We start from the raw sequence: 18,566 nt of genomic DNA, 5'->3' as shown, positions 1-18,566 counted from the left end.
CTGTGGTGAGTGCTGCCCCACAAATGGATGGAGGTATGCGGTCACGTTATTCATGTCAATTCATCGAACTTTGCCAGCAAATTCGCCATTTCAACCGCAGCGCGCGCGGCATCGATACCTTTTTGCGTCATCCGGGCAAGAGCCTGATCATCGGTGTCCGTCGTGAGAATGCCATTTGCCACCGGAATGCCGGTATCGAGCTGAACAGCAACCACCCCTCCGGCCGATTCGTTCGCTACCACTTCAAAATGGTAGGTGTCTCCACGGATGACGGCACCCAATGCGATCAGCGCATCAAATTGATCGGATAAGGCCATTTTCTGGAGTGCCAACGGAATTTCCAGCGCACCCGGTACCGTGATCAGCAGGATGTTCGAAGCTTGCACCCCGAGCTTTGCCAATTCTTCGGTACAGGCACCGAGCAATCCTTCGCCCACTTCAACGTTGAAGCGGCTCATCACGATGCCAATATGAAGCTCGGCACCATCGAGGTTCGTTTCTTGTTCGGGAATGTTGTCATAATACGCCATGCTGGCTCCAGTAAGCGTGCTAAAAAATTTAAGGAAAAAGATTCAACAAAAAGTTTCAATTCTACCGCAAAGCGGTAGGTTTATTCTGGGTTTCAAGATAGCCGGTCACTTCCAGGCCAAATCCTGTCATGCTGGGCATTTTGCGGGGTGTGGCCAGCAGCCGCATTTTACCGACCCCGAGATCTTTCAGGATCTGCGCACCAATGCCATGATCACGCAAATCGGTCTTGGCGGAATCAGGACGTTGCGCTTTCATTTGCAACAAACGTTCGGTTAGCACGGCCGCATCGCCTTTGCGATGGAGCAATACGATCACACCCTGTCCCGTTTCTGCAATGATCCGCATGGCGTCATTGATGCTCCAAGAATGGGTGTTGTCTTCGATATCCAGCACATCGATCACGGACAGCGGTTCGTGCACGCGCACGAGCACTTCATTCTCGGGATGAAGCGTGCCTTTCACCAGCGCCAAATGCGTGGTATTGGCGGTTTTATCGTGGTAGGCCGTCAGGCGGAATTCACCATAAATGGTTTGGATGGGACGGTCGGCCACACGCGTGACCAAGCTTTCCGTCAAACTTCGGTAATGGATGAGATCGGCAATGGTGCCAATTTTGAGTTGATGTTGCGCCGCAAATTCGATGAGATCGGGCAAGCGCGCCATTTCGCCATCATCTTTCAAGATTTCGCAAATCACCGCAGCCGGTGTCAATCCTGCCATCTGCGCCAAGTCACAGCCTGCCTCGGTATGCCCCGCGCGCACCAATACGCCCCCCTTCTGCGCTTTCAGCGGAAAAATATGGCCGGGTTGGACGATATCTTCGGGTTTGGCATCGCTGTTCACTGCGGCTTGGATGGTACGGGCGCGATCTGCTGCGGATATACCGGTTGTCACACCGCTCGCCGCTTCAATCGATACGGTGAAATTCGTCCCATGCGACGAATAATTGGCGGAGACCATCAGCGGCAATTTGAGCTGATGACAGCGCTCTTCGGTCAGGGTCAAACATACCAGGCCACGGCCATACTTGACCATGAAGTTGATGGCATCGGCTGTGACGAAATCCGCAGCCAGCACCAAATCACCTTCGTTCTCACGATCTTCTTCATCAATGAGAATGACCATTTTTCCGGTCTTGAAGTCAGCGATGATTTCCTCGATGGAGCTAATTGTCATAGTTTTTTTACTTGCTTAGGGTTGGTGAAGCCACATCCATCAGACGCGCGACATAACGTGCCAGCATATCCGATTCCAGGTTGACTCGCTCACCCGGTTTGAGATGTTTCAGATTCGTTTCGGCTAAGGTATGGGGGATGAGATTGATCTCCAAGTGGTCGCCATCGATCTGGTTGACCGTCAGACTGACACCGTTGACCGTTAGCGATCCTTTCACAGTAATATATTTTAGCAGTGCTGCAGGCGATTTGATCACAAAACGGATATTTTCGCCAACCGGCTCGAATTGAATCACTTCACCGACACCCTCCACGTGGCCACTTACCAAATGTCCTCCCAAGCGATCCGATAGCCGCATCGCTTTTTCCAGATTGACGAGATTGTGGACGCTATTCAGGCCGTGCGTACAGCGTAACGTCTCGTCAGAAACATCGACGGTGAACCTATTGTCGGCCAGTGAAGTGACCGTCAAACAAACGCCGCTGACCGCAATACTGTCACCGATCTTGACATCGCTCATATCCAATTTGCCTGGTGCAATATGCAGGCTGAGCGCATTGGCTTTCGGGGTAATCTGCTTAATCTCTCCGACGGCTTCGATAATACCTGTAAACATCTTTTCGTTTCCTGAATATGAAGTAAATACACGTTGCTTGCTCTGAACGATCCCTATGATCGAACCCTGTGCGGGTCATCACTGCGTGTGTGCGCGCACTTTCTCCAATGGGGATTTTTGCCAAAACAAACTACAGCATACGCCATCTCGCGTAACGGCTGCATATCTAATCGACCCAATCCGACTTTGCCGAAATATTTTTCGTCTTGCAAACCCTATTTATGGCATCGAGCGAAACCTGCTTCGCCAACGCATAGGTTTCCACTTTTCTGCCATGACCAGTAACTCATCGATTATTTCACAACATTTCCAATGAATTGATCAACTTACCAGCCGGAAAGTCGAGTTACAACTATTTCTGGCACGCTACTTGCTTCTATTTATTGTGAAGGCAACCAAAGTTATGCGGGTTGCCCTGACGAGAGCAAACCCAAAACGCGTAAGCACCGGTCCCGATGAGTGATTCAGCCATCGGCCGGACTGTGACGGCAAACCTGACAATTGGAGGAATCAGCCATGTATGAAAGCGAAAACACATTCGAATTCGATCCTGAAATGAGCAGCTTCGAGAGCGAACAATACGAGAGCGAACAGTTTGAGAATGAACAATTCGAGCAATTCGAGTTTGAAGAAGCCGAATGGGGCGAAGTATTCAACGAGAGCGAGGTAATGGAGTTGACTGCCGAGCTCATGGAAGTCACCAACGAAGAGGAACTCGATCTCTTTCTAGGCAAATTGATCAAGAAGGCGGGGAGCGCCATCAAGAAGGTGGTGAAATCGCCCATCGGACGGGCGGTAGGCGGGGTGCTCAAAGGTGTGGCCAAAAAAGCCTTACCGATTGCAGGTGGCGCCTTGGGCACCTATTTCGGCGGCCCGTTGGGCGCCAAGATTGGCAGTGGTCTTGCCTCAGCGGCAGGCAAGGCGCTGGGACTTGAACTAGAAGCGCTCAGCCAGGAAGACCGTGAATTCGAAGGCGGCAAGCAATTCGTCCGGTTTGCCGCAAATACCGTCAAAAATGCGGTTTCAGCACCTGCGTCTACCGATCCACGACGAGCAGCTCAAGCAGCCGCCGCTAAAGCCGCGCGAAAATTTGCGCCTGCCTTGTTAGGTGCTGGCACAAGTACAAGTGCATCGATGGGCAAGGGCCGGAGTAGTGGGCGATGGATTCGGCGAGGCCGCAACATCATCATCCTCAATGCCTGAACCCTACCTAGTCATATATTTTTCGAGGAGGATTACACCATGCACGATATCGACCGCACCACTCTGGAAACCGACTCTGAGTTGGAGAGCTATGAACACGAACAATACGAATACGATGAAGCCGAATGGGGTGCTGAAGCAGGTGTTTTTAATGAAGCAGAAGCCATGGAACTCACAGCCGAGCTATTGGAGATCAATAGCGAAGCTGAACTGGATCAGTTCTTGGGCAACCTCATTAAAAGAGCTGGCCGCGCTGCGGGCCAGTTTATCAAGTCACCGGTAGGTCAACAACTCGGCGGACTGTTGAAAGGCGCTGCCAAAAAAGCCTTCCCCATGGTTGGCAGCGCCATAGGCGGCTATTTCGGGGGCAGTAGCGGCGCCAAATTAGGCAGCCAGGTTGCGTCCACTGCCGGCCGAATCTTTGGCTTGGAGTTGGAAGGATTGAGTCTGGAAGACCAAGAATACGAAGCCGCAAAAAGATTTGTTCAATTTGCCGGTACGGCCGCTAAAAACGCAGCCTCCGCACCGCCGACGGCCAATCCGAGAGCGGTGGCGCAATCGGCCGTACTGGCTGCCGCCCGTCAGCTTGCGCCAGGCCTGACAAGTAGTGCCCCTACCGTCACGCCTGGCGGCATGATGGGGACAGCTTGCCCCACTTGTGGACGCGGTGCAAAAAGCGGACGTTGGTTGCGTCGCGGCAACAAAATCATTTTGTTTGGGGCTTGACCATCATGGCCGCCGTTTCCTACGCCACATGGATGCTCGAGCAGGAAGCTCGCGCCTTAATGACCCGATTGAAACGCATCAAGCCTTTCGCATTGCATGAAACGATGGTGCCGGCGGCGGCTATCTTACCAGCAGCACAAATCAGTATTGAACAGCATCTCACAAAAGGCCGGCGGGAGCTCAGGAGATTGATTGAGCGCTATATCCGCTGGTTGCATAGCCCATCCGCTCAAAGCGCCAGCCCAGCGCAAGCGCAGCGACTGTTTTCGCTTCTGCGGCTCAGGTTCAATACCGTGCTGACCCAGTTTGATTTGTTCAACGATGTGTTGACGCAACGCAGCGAGCATGAAACCGGCGTTTGGCTTTCTGGACTGGATGTCGTTTCTGCCGATGCTCTGGCACTACCCGGTCATTATTACGAGGTGCCGCCTGTCATCTGCTATCTCGATCGTGGCGCCGGAGCCGCTATCCGACGTGCACGAACACGTTTGCCAGGCGGTGGTGAAAATCCGGTAGCGGTGATACGCGTGCCGCGCGAACGGATGATTGGCAGTGGCATCGCCTCTTCGCTGATTCACGAGGTCGGTCATCAGGCTGCCGCCCTGCTCAATCTCGCGAATTCACTGCGGCCCGTTCTGCAGGGTATGCAACGCGGTAGCGGCTCGCACAGTGCCGTCTGGTCGTTATGGGAGCGGTGGATTTCTGAAATCGTGGCTGACCTTTGGTCGGTTTCCCGTATCGGCATCGCATCTACCCTGGGCCTCATGGGGGTTGTCAGCTTGCCGCGCGCCTTCGTGTTTCACTTGAATCGGGATGATCCGCACCCTCCACCTTGGATTCGCGTCAAGCTGAGTTGCGCCATAGGTGAGGCGCTCTATCCCCACCCGCAATGGGAACGCTTGGCCAGATTGTGGGAGGCGTTTTACCCGCTAAGCGGGCTGAATGCTGCACAACGGCAGAACTATGACGCCTTACAGGCAACGTTACCTGGCTTTGTCGCACTATTGATCAACCACCGGCCAAAATGCCTGCGGGGCCGCAGTTTGGCTGAAGCCTTACAGGTATGGAACCGTCAACCCCATCATTTGCAAGCGCTCTTCAGGCTCTGGCAACAAGATCCGTCGAAAATGTACCGCGCCCCCCCTACCTTGGTCTTTGCCGTGATCGGCCAGGCGCGTGCTGACAGTCGCCTGAGCCCGGAACAGGAAAGCACCATTCTGGGTAAATTGCTGACCCACTGGGCACTCAGCAGCACCTTGCAAACAGCCGCTGACTGCTCGATGCGATCCGGCCCTCGCCAATTACCGGTAACGGCTCAGTTTCAGCAAAACCGTTTTATTAATTATTCACTCAGGAGAATGACATGAAAACCATAGAAGATTCATCAGCCGGCACCATTACAGTTCAGGTAACGGGCAATTGTGAAGATAAAAGACCGATCCGCGGGGCGCTTGTTACCATAGAAAAAGGCTACGCCATGGAAAAACCCGGCGCGGCTAAAAAATCTGCACAAGCAAGAGAGCTATTCCAATCTGCATACACCGACAAGAATGGATGCTGCGTCTTTACCGGCGTTCCAGCAGGGACTTACACCCTCTCCTGCAAATCTTTCAACGATCTTGATCCGAAAACTGTGGTAGTGGAATGCGGATGCACCTCATCCGTGTGTTTCGAGGATCCCATCAATGTGAAGATCAATCCGAAGAAGGCACTGGCTGACTGCACATTGATTGATTGCAATCAAACAACAGTAGGCAGCCCTCTGCACCTGATCGCGGATATTGGCGATGAGAATGTCATGAAGAACCGCATCAGCAAGCTGCGCTGGCGTGCTCCCGACGGCAAGGCCACTTTGACGCTGGTGGATGCCGATAACCGGGAAATACTGTTTACTCCCACCGAGGCGGGTATCAACAGAATACTGCTGTCAGTAACAGGATTGCCCGCTGATGGCGAAGCGAGTGGCCCCGCGATGGAAATGGATGTTCCAGGTACGGTTAACTCCGAGGATCCACCCAGGCAGGCCATTTCCGGAGAAATCAAAACGATCACCACCATGACGCGTACCGAGACTTCTTTCACGGAGGACACTGCGTTCTGGACAGCGATCCGCAATAGTACGGACGCGCTTTCGTTTAACAAGTACCTCAGTTTCATGGACTGGATTTTCTGTGGCGGCAAGCTGCCTGCGCCGGGTTTTGAAGCCAATCGTTTCCCTCTCAAGGATAGCGAATATCGAAAGCTTATCAGCAGACGTTTCCTGTCCTTTACTGATTCCGATACCTATCGCGTCGTAAAAGCGGCAACTGAAGCGTTCGTAATGGTGAATTGCGGCGTTCTTCAGGATGAATTGCAACCGTTCGACACGGATAGCGATAACGCCTATCTCGATAGACGAGACCTACCGATTCCACAGAACGGGCTACGCAACGCCTTCAACAACGATTACCTGGTTGGCGTCGATGGCAATGGCGATGTATTACCCTACCTGGCCATTATCAGACGGAAGCTCCCTGATATCCCGATTAAATCAGGCACATTTGAAGACGCCGTACCCGGCAGGGAATTGGATAATTGCTTCGGTTTATTGCAAGAAAAACTCGCCAACCCTTGCTTTTTGGAGCTGATTTGGTCTTACTGGCACGAAGAGGGCATGCTGGTGCAAACGATGAATGCGCTGTCTCGACGTTTTCAGAATATACGCTCGTCCATGCAGGATCCGCTCGCCAACTTAGAAATGGATCCTCTGCGCCCACTCAACAATTTGCTCTGGAGCTACATTCAGGATGAGCAACATCGGCTGACCATCAGTCGCCGCAACTACGAATACGATCATCATTACGGTTTGCGGCTAGAGGGCAAAGCCGTGCAGGATTTTCGCCCGGTGGACACACGTTCGAAATTCCTGGAAGCCTTCCACCACTTGTTGCGCTTGTGCACCGTCTTTTATAAGCAGGATGACGATACCACGGTCAAGGCGGATGCCTTCCCGGTGCTCAATGCCCTCAAGGAAGTGCATTTGATTCTTTCCCAGGGTGCGCACAACCAGTTCGGTGATTTGCCATCGACTGCTCGCATCGAAATGCTGATGCAGCAGTGGCTACTCGCACGCCCCGAATTCCGGGAATTGCTGCCAACCCGCATCATGGTGGCTTACCCCGAGCCGTGGATGGATCGTGTCGATGCCATGAAGAAACTACAGGGATGGACCGACACCAGCGTGCTGCACTTCCGCAACCTGGGCATGTTCGGCGAGCAGCTGCTGCTTTCCATCCGCTGGGGCCACTGGAGCGATGAATTCGAACCGGTGAAGGCACTCAATTGGGCACGGTTCTTCCGACCCCAGGTGCAAGGCTATATCCATGCTTACCGTGCTGCAACGGGCGTGGATCTATCGGCTGATCCAACAGTGAATGCACGCGTGGATTCCACCTTGCCATCGGTGTTGTTGCAGAAGCGGCTGGCGAGCCAACAACGGGCAAGCTGAGATGCGCCGTCATGATCGACTTCACCTCGGCACTCTACCTTGGATTGCATCACCCAAGCCGGCTGCTGCAGCCTTGGCAGCAGCTCACCTTGGGTATGCCGGCTGCACTAGCCGAGCCGCCTGGCGCTGCGGAAGTCGCTCAGAAACTGGCACGATTGCAAGGGTGCGAGCGAGGCGTGCTGATGCCTTCTACCTTGCATCTGTTCTGGGATTTGTTCGGGATGCTGTGCCGACAACCTGTGACGTTGTATCTGGATGAGGGTACTTATGCGATTGCTCGCTGGGGCATGGTGCGTTTAAGTGCAAGAGGGGTAGCTATTCACCCCTTTCGCCACCACGACGCCAATGCGCTTTTGACCAAAATTACGCGACAGGCGCGTAACAGGAAATATCCAGTGGTCGTCGCCAATGGCTTCTGTCCCGCCTGTGGTACGGCAGCGCCTATCGGTGACTATCTGGACATCGTCAGGCGTTTCGACGGTCTCCTAGTGCTGGACGACACGCAGGCACTCGGTGTCTTGGGAGAAGCCCCCGCATTGCATCGCCCCTATGGTCTTGGTGGGGGAGGTATTTTGCGCTGGAGTGGGCATACCGGCCCGGACATTCTGGTGGGTTCTTCACTGGCCAAAGGATTGGGAGTGCCGGTAGCAGTGCTGACTGGGAGTGACCGTTTGCTCAAGCGCTTTACGGCCGCGAGCGACACGCGCGTCCATAGCAGTCCACCTTCGGTGGCTGTCATCCAGGCCGCCATTCATGCGTTGGCCGTCAACCGACTTCAGGGTAATCTGCTGAGACAAAGGCTGGCACAGCGAGTGGGGCAATTCCGCAGTGGATTGGCGGGCATTGGATGGTCTTCCACGGGCGGTTGGTTTCCCGTGCAGACCTTGTGCGGCATCACGGAAAAAGCTGCGATACGGCTGCATCAACGTCTTGCGCAGTGGGGTGTGCAAACCGTATTAACCCGGCCACGCCATAATAGAGCAGCCCGTTTAAGTTTTTTGCTCACGGCACGGCATCGTGCCGAGGAGATCGATCAATGCATCGACATGCTGGATGCATTAGCTCATGAAATCGAAGCGCCCACAAATATTGAAGCACCCAAGGGGCGGCCAGTTTTGGCCTGCCAGCCAAGAGGATAAACCACATTTTTAAGAGGTGAATCATGAACCAAGAATTCAGCTTTGAAACGATACCTTTCGAAATCGCACCCGAATTGCAGAGTGAATTATTTGAAGAGGAAGAGGAAGGCGAACGGGGGCGGCGGGGCGCTTATGGTGGCGGGCGTCGATACGCAGGCTCGCGTGCTCGGCTGGGATTGCGCCCGAAAGGAAGTCAACGCCCACCGCTTGCCCGGCCCCGTCCTGCTCCGAGGGGACGGCGGCGGCCTTGGGGGGTGATACGCGAACCTTATGGTATCACGAGCGAACCCTATCCGATCGAGTCGGGACCGGTGGGCTCAGAGCGAGTGCGCTGGCTGCAAGACTGCCTAAATCAGGCGCTGGACACGCAATTGCCGGTGACCGGCACCATAGGGCCGGAAACGCGCAGTGCCATCAGGCGCTTTCAACAGCAGCAGGGACTCAGGACAACCGGCATTGCCGGTCCCGATACCGAAGAAGCATTGAGATCCGCTTGTGAAAGGCGGGGTGGCGAACTATCAGCAGCGGAAATGGAATTGGGCACGGGTTACGAGAACGAGTGGCTGGAAATGGAATTGCCTGCAGACTTTCAAGCCCATTTTCAAACGCTCGTCCGCCGCATGAAAGCAAAACACCAGACCTTATGGGACAGCAAACGATGTTATCCCTTGTCGCAATGGAACAATGCACCTCAACAAGGGGGGGTATATCTCCTCATTTTCCGCAATCGTTCGCCCAGTGGCCACATCGGCTATGTGGGCCAGACCGGGAATCTGTATGTACGAATGAGAGTGCACCATCGACAAATCAGATCCCATGGTCTTGATCCCGACAGTTATGCTTTTTGCTGGTATCCAACGCCTCAACACAAATCGATCGAAGAGAGTCTTCGGGCCACCCTCAATCCAACGGGTCTGGTTACCAATGATCGCGAGCTCGAATTGGCGCTGGCAAGCCCGTTCAGTGAATCGGAAGAAATCGAACTCGCTGCGGAGTTGCTCTCGATTTCCAGCGAGGAAGAACTGGATCAGTTTCTTGGCAAGTTGTTCAAAGGCATAGGCCGGGGCCTCAAGAAAGCAGGCCGCTTCATCGGCAAAAGAGTACTGCCTGTCCTAGGCAAAGGGCTGAAATCCCTGGCAAAAGTAGCGCTGCCAGTCGCGGGCAAAGTGTTGGGCTCCTTCATTCCAATACCGGGCGTCGGTACGGCAATCGGTGGCGCCGTGGGATCAGCGCTGAGCAAAGCACTGGAACTTGAAGTCAGCGGCTTGAACGCGGAAGAAGCAGAATTGGAAAGGGCGCGGCGCTTTGTCCGTATTGCAGGCACAGCAATGCGCCAAGCAGCGCTGACGTCGCCCGATATCGATGCGGAAATGGCCGTTAACGAAGCGATTATCAATGCGGCTCAGAAACATCTGCCTTATCTTCACTTGAGTGAGTCCGGCCGATTCGGGATGCCTGGCACAGCAGCGCAACATGGCCGATGGCTGCGCCGTGGCGACAAGATCGTTGTGCTGAGAGCACCGGCGAGCAGTTTGATGAATTCCGCCACATCGCAAGATTATTCAAGTGGGTTAAGAGAAGTGGCCATGTTAGATGAATTCGAGCCGGAATCTCCATTCAGTGCGTCCAATGCCGAAAGCAGTGCCGACGAGTTCGAAACACACCGTGATCAGAAAAATTGGTACTATTTCGACGTCTGGTTACGTCCGAAGAAGGGTAATGTTCGACGTCTCCAGGAACAGGGCCCTTCACTTATGACGGCAGCGAACGCGAAAAACTTTTGCCAGGGCATGTGTCAGCAATTTACTGGTCCCTCCAGCGGGTTGAGCGGAACGGTCGTCACGCGTTGCTGGGTATGGCTTCCGAAGTCTCAAAGATGGAGCCCTTGCAAACGTACGAGCATGAGCGGGACTGGATCGTTCTCGTGCGGAGTGTTCTGCTCTGACGAGACTCCGGAGCTGAAATGAACACCTTGGGGTTGGTGGAATTGGGACTGGAAAATCCGCCAGGTAAAACGGGCGGGCCGTTCGGTTCGTTCAACCCTCCAGGGCCAGGGATCGCGAGTGACGGCTTCCAGTTTGAGCAAGTAAATTCCTTGATGAGCGATACCCCCGTTCCAGGCCACTTTTACAAAATCAAGTATGGTGGAGGCGGGCTTCTCGAAACGGCGGGACGCGCGTATGGTCTCAAGTCTGGCGCGGAACGCCTGAAGCGTGCACAAACCATCAACAGTCATCCATTGAATATGAAATTCTGGCGGCCACCCGGAAATGCTTTCGAACGCAAATATTTCGGGAAAGGCGTGATTTCGTTCTTGCCCCGTTTCACCTGTGGTGACAGGAAATGCTTCGCCACGATCTGGATACCGCCGGTGACGTATATTCACCCCTTCCTGGGTCTCGGTACCGCGGTCGACAGTTTTGACGAACCGGTCGACCCGCGTCAGCCCCAACGGGAATGGGGCGAAGAAAGCGCTTTTGGGCACTTGTCGGCGCGACGTCATATCGATATGACGAAAGTGCCGTTCAGATGGATATGCCGCTTGCGGGTGTTTTTAAAACAGCCAGATGGGAAGATCAAACAATCATTTGCGACCGGCACGCTCATCGGCCCGCGACACGTGCTCACGGCCGCGCATGTTTTTGACGCGAATTGGGCAAACGATCCCACTACGCCAGCCGAAGTACTCACCATCAATGTTGCTGCCGGCGCTGATGGCTTGCGGACTCCCTTCTCGTGGTCAAAGACAAAGCCCATCGATTGGCAATCACACCCCCATTGGCGGTCCAGCCAATTCGACCCACGCTTCGATTTCGGCCTAATCAGGTTGCCCAATCCACCCATCGCATATCGAAGGTTTGGCAAACTAAAGAATAAGATGCTGAGCTTCTGGGGCAATAAAGGGAAAGTAGACGACACTTTATTGCTGCCCGTGGAAGCCTTACCCAAACACGGCATCCAGACACTGACTGGGAAAGCACTCAATCTTTGCGGTTATCGAAAACATGACAACGGTCGGCCTATACTTGTCCCAGCCATGGTCAGAAGTGCGAGTCCAACTGCGAGGAAACGGCCAGTCCGTCAACTCATTACCTATGCCGCCGATACCTCCCAAGGCATCAGCGGGTCTCCGGTTTGGTATTGGGATGAAAAATCAAAGAGACGGTATCTGATCGCAGTTCACCATGGCGGTTGCGGTAATTGTGAAACACCCCCTGCCCTGGATGACTGCACGACGCAACAGGTCGGCGAAGATTGTACGAGCGACCCCAAAATCGGCGTCTTGCTAACGCGGCAGGTGGTCAGGCAGATACGCGACTGGATAAACGAGGACTACGACGCGAAGAGAGGCGTCGCCTTATGATCATCGATTGCCACTGCCACGCCGGTATGGGCGATGGTTTAACCGGGCCGTGGGACACCCGAGCCCCCTTGCAGGACTATTTGCGCCGCGCTATGGCAGCAGGGATTCATCGCACAGTGCTGTTTTCTGCGTTTCATTCGAACTATGCCGTCGCCAACCAACAAGTGGCGCGCATTGTCGCGAGCAAGCCTGAGCGCTTTTACGGTTTTGCCTTCGTGCATGCCGAGCGAGACCGGGGGCATGTGCACGAACGGGTCAGCATAGCCGTTAAACGCTACGGATTCGTCGGCATCAAGGTTCATCGCCATGATGCGGCTATCACACGCGAGATCTGTGCAGCCGCTCGGGCCTATGCTTTACCGGTACTGTACGATGTCGCGGGTGAAGTATCCGTCTGTGAACTGCTGGCCCAGGAATATCCAGACGTCAACTTTATCATTCCACATCTTGGCAGCTTTGCCGATGACTGGCGCGCTCAATTGGCCATGATTGACCAACTGGTGCGCCATCCGAATATGTACGCGGATACGGCTGGCGTGCGGCGCTTTGATCTGCTGGAACAAGCCGTCAAACGGGCAGGAGCGACTAAGCTTTTATTTGGCTCGGATGGGCCTTGGCTACACCCGGGAGTTGAACTTGCCAAAATCAAGGCATTGCGCTTGCCGCCCTTCCAGGAAAGCTTGATTCTGGGAAGAAATTTTGAAAATTTGATCAGCACGGCTTGGCGACGCAAGGCGATAACGGCTGGTCAGCGACATCCGAATGTAAGGTAAGCTATTGAATAGTTATATTCATCAAAACAATTGCTCAGTCTTATTGACCGATGATCTATCTTTCTTCCAATTCTGAACAGTACGGTCTGTTACCCCCAAGAGCTGAGCAGCCTGTTGGGTATTGCCGTTTACTTGCTCCAACACGATACGGAATGCCGTCTCTTCAGTGTTCCGGCTGATAGCTTTGAGTCCGACGCCACGATTCAATGCAACACGGATCGCGCGCTCGAAGCCCGTATCGCGCCATTCTTGCCAGCCCTCTGCCCACAGCGGACGATCATCCGGTGGAATGCACCCCACTGTGATGGCACCTTTACCTGCGTGACGGCAGAGCATACGGGCGATGACTTGTTTGAGATCGCGCACATTACCGGGGTATTCGCGGCGCAACAGGTACTCCTGCACGGGGGCATCCAATTCGGGGGGGGCTTGATCAGGATAGCTTGTCTTCAGGAAATGGTTGGCCAGTGGAAGAATATCTTCAGGGCGCGCCCGCAAGGGAGGCAATTGACAAACATAACTGGCGATACGATAGTAAAGGTCGGCACGGAATTCTCCGCGTTGAACTTGCGCCCAGAGATCGCGGTTAGTCGCGCACACCAAACGAAAAGAAGTGTGCTGCCAAGCGTTACCACCGACGCGTTTAAAGGTATGTTCCTGGATGACACGCAGCAACTGGGTTTGCAATGCCAGTGACAACTCACCTATTTCATCCAGAAACAGGGTGCCCCCGTTCGCCAGCGCGAAAACGCCATCCCGCGCGGACGCCGCGCCGGTAAAGGCACCTCGTTCATGACCGAAAAACTCGCTGCCGGACAGCTCCGGAACAATGGTCGTGCAATCTAGAATGACCAGATCGCCTTTATCAGGGCGGGGATCCAGCGTATGGATGAGATTCGCCAGCAACTCTTTACCCGTGCCGCTTTCACCGAGAATCAAAACAGAAGCATCGGTAAAATGCGCCACCTCTACCACTTGGCGCAGGATCGCCTTCAAAGCTTGGCTTTCTCCCACCAGCACATGCTGCACCTCGGGTGAATGCACGATGCGATCGACTGCTTCCCAGCGTTGAAGACGAGAGATGATCTCATAGATTAGCGGGCTCCATTCCGCATTGGCCAAGACGTCGGCAGCACCTGCTTCCAATAACTGCCATACGGCATTGCTGGGAATAGCCCCATCACAACAAACAAGAATCCGTATTTGGCCGTTACGGCTCAGCTCACGAAGTTGTTCGCATAGGGCTGGCGTGACTTGATTACTGAAAATCACACCAGGGTGATTGGATAAATAATCATCTTGATCTTGAACTTCGATACCCTGTCGGATCAGGCAATCAGTCATTTCATGCACAGTTTGTTCCTGAAAGCCACTCAACCAGCGAACCCAAACTCTGATAGCCATGTCTAACCTCGCGTACCCAGTATTCTCGAACAAAAAAACAACCCTTGAATCAAGAGAAAAACGGAAGCTTATTCGTATCAGCCAGGCTCCTGAAAGGCTGCAAAGAACAGCGAATTGTCCTGCCTTTCCTTTTTTGTCGTAATGCTCATAGCTCCCTTTGCAAGATGAGTGGAAAAGTGTGCAAGGTTATCGCGTCATGACATGCAATATCGAACCTGAGCATAGCCCAGATGCCAGAGATCAAAAAGTTGATACATGCCGGTTTAAGTTCTATTCCGCCGATAGGTTATCGAAATACGCTCTTCAGAAAAATACGTGCAAACACGTAAGAAGCATGCTCTTTTGACGGAAGATTTTTTGTGGACAAAAACAGGTTAAAGATAATTATGTCACTGATTTTCTGATATAATATTATGTTTTTTTATTTCTTCAGCTTAATTCTTAGGGACTTATCTTATGTCACGCCCACTTCGTAACATCGCCATTATTGCTCACGTTGACCACGGCAAGACCACCATGGTTGACAAATTGCTGCATCAAGCAGGGACATTTGCCGCACATCAGCATATTGCCGAACGTGTTATGGATTCCAACGACATCGAACGCGAACGTGGCATCACGATTTTTTCCAAGAATTGCGCAGTCGATTATGAAGGGGTGCATATCAATATTGTCGACACCCCCGGTCATGCGGATTTCGGTGGCGAAGTGGAGCGCGTTCTATCGATGGTCGATGGCGTGCTGTTATTGGTTGATGCCGTGGAAGGTCCCATGCCGCAAACACGCTTCGTCACCAAGAAAGCGCTGGCATTGGGACTACGGCCTATTGTGGTGATCAACAAGATCGATCGCCCTGGTGCACGGCCCGATTGGGTGATCAACCATACCTTTGACTTGTTCGACAAGTTGAATGCGACCGAGGAGCAACTGGATTTTCCGGTAGTTTATGCATCTGCGCTGAATGGTTATGCCACGCTCGATCCGGCGCAACCCAGCACCGATATGCGTCCGCTGTTTGAAACCATCCTCAAGCATGTGCCTGCCCCCACCGGCAATCCCGATGAGCCGCTACAACTGCAAATCAGCGCGCTGGATTATTCCAGCTTCGTTGGCCGGATCGGTATCGGACGCATTACGCGCGGACGCCTCAAGCCTGCTCAGGATGTGATGGTCATGACCGGTGATCAAACGCCCAAAAAAGCGCGTGTCAATCAAGTGTTCGGTTTTCGCGGCCTGGAGCGGGTACCGATGGAAGAAGCCATGGCGGGTGATATCGTGTTGGTAAACGGCATCGATGCGCTCAGTATCGGCACGACATTGGCGGATTTCGATCAACCTGAAGCATTGCCGATGCCTGTGGTGGATGAGCCAACGCTGTCCATGACTTTTCAAGTCAATACCTCACCTTTTGCAGGCAAGGAAGGAAAATTCGTGACCAGCCGGCAATTACGCGAGCGTCTGGAAAAAGAACTGCTCACCAATGTAGCGCTCAAGCTGGAAGAAACGGCAGATACCGATTCATTTCTGGTTTCCGGACGAGGCGAATTGCATTTGACCATCTTGCTGGAGAATATGCGGCGCGAAGGTTATGAACTAGCTGTTTCAAGACCAAAAGTAGTCATCCGCGAGATCGATGGTGCAAAATGTGAGCCGTTTGAGGTACTTACGGTTGATGTTGACGAAGAGAATCAGGGCGCTGTGATGGAAGCACTCGGCGCACGCCGCGGTGATTTGCTCGATATGGTGTCGGATGGGCATGGCCGAGTCAGACTGGATTATCGGATTCCTGCGCGCGGTCTGATCGGTTTCCAGTCTGAATTCATGACCATGACGCGTGGTACCGGCATGATGAGTCATGTCTTCGACGAATACGCACCGATGCGCCCGGAAATCGCTGCACGCAGAAATGGTGTGTTGATTTCTGCCGAAAATGGTGAAGCGGTTGCTTATGCATTATGGAAGCTGCAGGAGCGTGGACGCATGTTCGTCAGTCCAGGCGATCCGTTATATGAAGGTATGGTGATCGGCATTCATAGCCGTGACAACGATCTCGTGGTCAATCCAATCAAGGGCAAACAGTTAACCAATATTCGTGCTTCGGGTCATGATGAGGCCGTGGCGCTGACACCGCCGATCCAGTTAACGCTGGAATCCGCTATCGAGTTTATCACTGACGACGAACTGGTAGAAATTACCCCCAAAAGTATCCGCATTCGCAAACGCCTCCTATTGGAGCATGAACGCAAAAGAGCATCCCGTACTGCGGCCTAGAGATTTTAGCTCATCGGGATGAATGAACGCACACTGTGGTATGTCGCTGACCCCATGTGCTCCTGGTGCTGGGGGTTTTCGCCTGTCATCGAGGCAATCAGGCAAGCGTATCGCGAACACTTGACAATCAAGCTGGTAATGGGCAGATTGCGTCCTGGAACGACAGAACCACTCACCCCTGAAAAACGGGCCGAAATATTGCATCATTGGCAAAACGTCCAACGGATGACCGGTCAACCCTTCAATTTCGATGGCGCGTTGCCGCCAGGATTCATTTACGATACCGAGCCTGCCTGCCGCGCTGTCGTCAGCGCGTCGATCGTCGATCCCTCCCGCACGTTCTCGTTGCTTGCAGCGATTCAATCTGCTTTTTACGTGGGACAAGCCGATGTGACGCAAACGAATGTACTGACTCAACTGGCGAAAGGCTGTGGCATCCCTACTGACCCTTTCTCACAAATCTTTGCGTCGGATACTGCCAAACAAACTACCCAACAGCATTTTCAGCAGACCATTCAGTGGGGAGTAAGGGGTTTTCCTTCTATCGTTGCCCAGGATGCGAAAGGTTATTATTTGCTTGTCAGCGGCTATTGCCCGCTCGATACGCTGCGTCAGCGCATCGATCCGGATAATCTCGGCGCGGAATATGCACCGCAAAGAGAGATTGATATATGAACAAGTAAAAAAAGAATCCTAAATTCTTAAGAGGAGAATCGGTGCATGAAAGATAAATTACTTATGCCAAAATCTGGTTTCTTATCACTCGTACTCATGCTGGCGTACGACGTATCTTACGCCATGCCAGGCATGCACGGGTCTGGCAGCGGAGGGGCGACAGAAGGGCCACGAGTGTCAAGAAGTATGGGCGAACCCATCAACTCTCCCGGTGCGGAACTTGAGATTACCTATAGTGCGGATGGCAAAACAGCGATCTTCGTTTCAACCCGCGAGGGCAGCATCGAATCGCCGGGTAGCCCCTACAGCTTCGATATCTGGATGTCTCACAGCGTGGATGGTGTATGGCAAAAGCCCATACATTTGGGACCCGATATCGACCCTACTGTCGGGCCGAACATTAATACCTCCGCCTGGGAACTGGAACCAAGCTTTTCCGATGATGGAAATGTAATTTATTTCACGAGATACGAGCCCGGAAATTTATTGTCGGGCGATCTCTACGTCGTTCAAAAAATTGATGGCGTATGGCAGTCAGCCAGAAATTGGAACGATGTGCCCGAGCTACCGAATATCAATACGCCGACCGGCGAAGAGCATTGCCCGATCATCGCCTCTGATAGCCTGATTTACTTTAGCTATCATCAGCCGGGTGTGACACAGGATAGCGATATTTGGAAGGTTGAAAAAAAGGACGGCGTATGGCAGGAACCAGAGAGCTTGGGACCGAAAATCAATTCTCCGCACCGCGACCATATGCACTGGACTGGCCTGTCAAAGGACGGCAAGAGCCTGATCATTACCAGCATGCGGCCTGACCTAGGCTCACGGGGTGGGCATGATGAATGGATTTCGCATCAGAATGAAGAGGGCGAATGGCAGCAACCATTGAATCTCGGGGATGCCATCAATACCGCCGGAGAAGATATGTGCTGGACTTTTACCCCGGATGGCAAGAAATTCACGGGCAGCTGGGGGCCGCAGGGTACGTTCGATATGGATATCCGATGGGTCTACAAGGATGATGTTCCCTTGTTAAAGGACTTCGAGCCGATCGGGCCACCACCCAATCTATTGATCAACAGCAAGAAAAAGCCGGATACAGATAAATGATCGCAACCATAAATATCAAGAACCCATTCGTTTTGAAACGTGACTTCGTAATGATTTAACATTTTAGCTTGCGGGTATTTGCCATGAT

At 53.2% G+C, this 18,566-nt stretch carries 15 protein-coding genes; 11 read left to right on the top strand and 4 right to left on the bottom strand.

The annotated features are described in order from the left end of the window. Positions 1–50 precede the first annotated feature (50 nt). From ribH to C8R30_RS07815, 3 genes are all read right to left on the bottom strand, one after another. On the bottom strand, positions 51–530 hold the full coding sequence (gene ribH / locus C8R30_RS07825; protein WP_090668577.1) for a 6,7-dimethyl-8-ribityllumazine synthase: 480 nt from the start codon (positions 528–530) through the stop codon (positions 51–53). Between the two features lie 61 nt (positions 531–591). Next, positions 592–1,707, bottom strand: coding sequence for a bifunctional 3,4-dihydroxy-2-butanone-4-phosphate synthase/GTP cyclohydrolase II (gene ribBA / locus C8R30_RS07820; protein WP_090668574.1), 1,116 nt, complete (start codon positions 1,705–1,707; stop codon positions 592–594). Positions 1,708–1,714: 7 nt separating this feature from the next. Then, positions 1,715–2,323, bottom strand: coding sequence for a riboflavin synthase (locus tag C8R30_RS07815; protein WP_090668571.1), 609 nt, complete (start codon positions 2,321–2,323; stop codon positions 1,715–1,717). Between the two features lie 516 nt (positions 2,324–2,839). Between C8R30_RS07815 and C8R30_RS07810 the strand changes: the two genes are divergently transcribed. From C8R30_RS07810 to C8R30_RS07775, 8 genes are all read left to right on the top strand, one after another. Next, positions 2,840–3,526 (top strand): hypothetical protein, encoded by a 687-nt coding sequence (locus tag C8R30_RS07810; RefSeq protein ID WP_219908836.1) that lies wholly within the window; start codon positions 2,840–2,842, stop codon positions 3,524–3,526. 39 nt (positions 3,527–3,565) lie between these two features. Next, positions 3,566–4,252 (top strand): hypothetical protein, encoded by a 687-nt coding sequence (locus C8R30_RS07805; RefSeq protein WP_107789908.1) that lies wholly within the window; start codon positions 3,566–3,568, stop codon positions 4,250–4,252. Positions 4,253–4,257: 5 nt separating this feature from the next. Next, the gene (locus C8R30_RS07800; RefSeq protein WP_219908834.1) at positions 4,258–5,619 is read left to right on the top strand and encodes a hypothetical protein; all 1,362 of its coding nucleotides are present in this window, start codon (positions 4,258–4,260) and stop codon (positions 5,617–5,619) included. A 296-nt stretch (positions 5,620–5,915) separates the two neighbouring features. After that, positions 5,916–7,739, top strand: a complete 1,824-nt coding sequence (locus C8R30_RS07795) for a hypothetical protein (RefSeq protein ID WP_146162686.1) — start codon at positions 5,916–5,918, stop codon at positions 7,737–7,739. A gap of 11 nt (positions 7,740–7,750) precedes the next feature. Then, positions 7,751–8,878, top strand: a complete 1,128-nt coding sequence (locus C8R30_RS07790; protein WP_107789906.1) for an aminotransferase class I/II-fold pyridoxal phosphate-dependent enzyme — start codon at positions 7,751–7,753, stop codon at positions 8,876–8,878. A 23-nt stretch (positions 8,879–8,901) separates the two neighbouring features. Next, positions 8,902–10,845 (top strand): peptidoglycan-binding protein, encoded by a 1,944-nt coding sequence (locus C8R30_RS07785; protein ID WP_107789905.1) that lies wholly within the window; start codon positions 8,902–8,904, stop codon positions 10,843–10,845. Further along, positions 10,842–12,242: a trypsin-like serine peptidase gene (locus tag C8R30_RS07780; protein WP_107784049.1), complete on the top strand. Its 1,401-nt coding sequence runs from the start codon at positions 10,842–10,844 to the stop codon at positions 12,240–12,242. The genes C8R30_RS07785 and C8R30_RS07780 overlap by 4 nt, the downstream gene beginning before the upstream one ends. Then, the gene (locus tag C8R30_RS07775; protein WP_090668552.1) at positions 12,239–13,015 is read left to right on the top strand and encodes an amidohydrolase family protein; all 777 of its coding nucleotides are present in this window, start codon (positions 12,239–12,241) and stop codon (positions 13,013–13,015) included. Before C8R30_RS07780 ends, C8R30_RS07775 begins: the two co-directional genes overlap by 4 nt. A gap of 21 nt (positions 13,016–13,036) precedes the next feature. Here the strand turns inward: C8R30_RS07775 and C8R30_RS07770 are convergent, their stop codons facing one another. Then, positions 13,037–14,419 carry a sigma 54-interacting transcriptional regulator gene (locus C8R30_RS07770; protein WP_219908832.1) on the bottom strand — a complete coding sequence of 461 codons (1,383 nt, stop codon included), beginning with the start codon at positions 14,417–14,419 and terminating at the stop codon, positions 13,037–13,039. A 456-nt stretch (positions 14,420–14,875) separates the two neighbouring features. Between C8R30_RS07770 and typA the strand changes: the two genes are divergently transcribed. The 3 genes from typA to C8R30_RS07755 are packed head-to-tail and all read left to right on the top strand — an operon-like array spanning position 14,876 to position 18,478. Continuing rightward, positions 14,876–16,690: a translational GTPase TypA gene (gene typA, locus C8R30_RS07765; protein ID WP_107784051.1), complete on the top strand. Its 1,815-nt coding sequence runs from the start codon at positions 14,876–14,878 to the stop codon at positions 16,688–16,690. Positions 16,691–16,708: 18 nt separating this feature from the next. Beyond that, positions 16,709–17,365 carry a DsbA family protein gene (locus C8R30_RS07760; RefSeq protein WP_107789904.1) on the top strand — a complete coding sequence of 219 codons (657 nt, stop codon included), beginning with the start codon at positions 16,709–16,711 and terminating at the stop codon, positions 17,363–17,365. Positions 17,366–17,410: 45 nt separating this feature from the next. Continuing rightward, complete coding sequence (locus C8R30_RS07755) at positions 17,411–18,478, top strand: PD40 domain-containing protein (protein ID WP_090668544.1); 1,068 nt, start codon at positions 17,411–17,413, stop codon at positions 18,476–18,478. The last annotated feature ends 88 nt before the right edge of the window (positions 18,479–18,566 follow it).

This window comes from Nitrosomonas nitrosa (assembly GCF_003051105.1).
Classification (GTDB): domain Bacteria; phylum Pseudomonadota; class Gammaproteobacteria; order Burkholderiales; family Nitrosomonadaceae; genus Nitrosomonas; species Nitrosomonas nitrosa.
The sequence above is the reverse complement of the archived record's forward strand: the minus strand, read 5'-3'. Positions and strand labels throughout refer to the sequence as shown.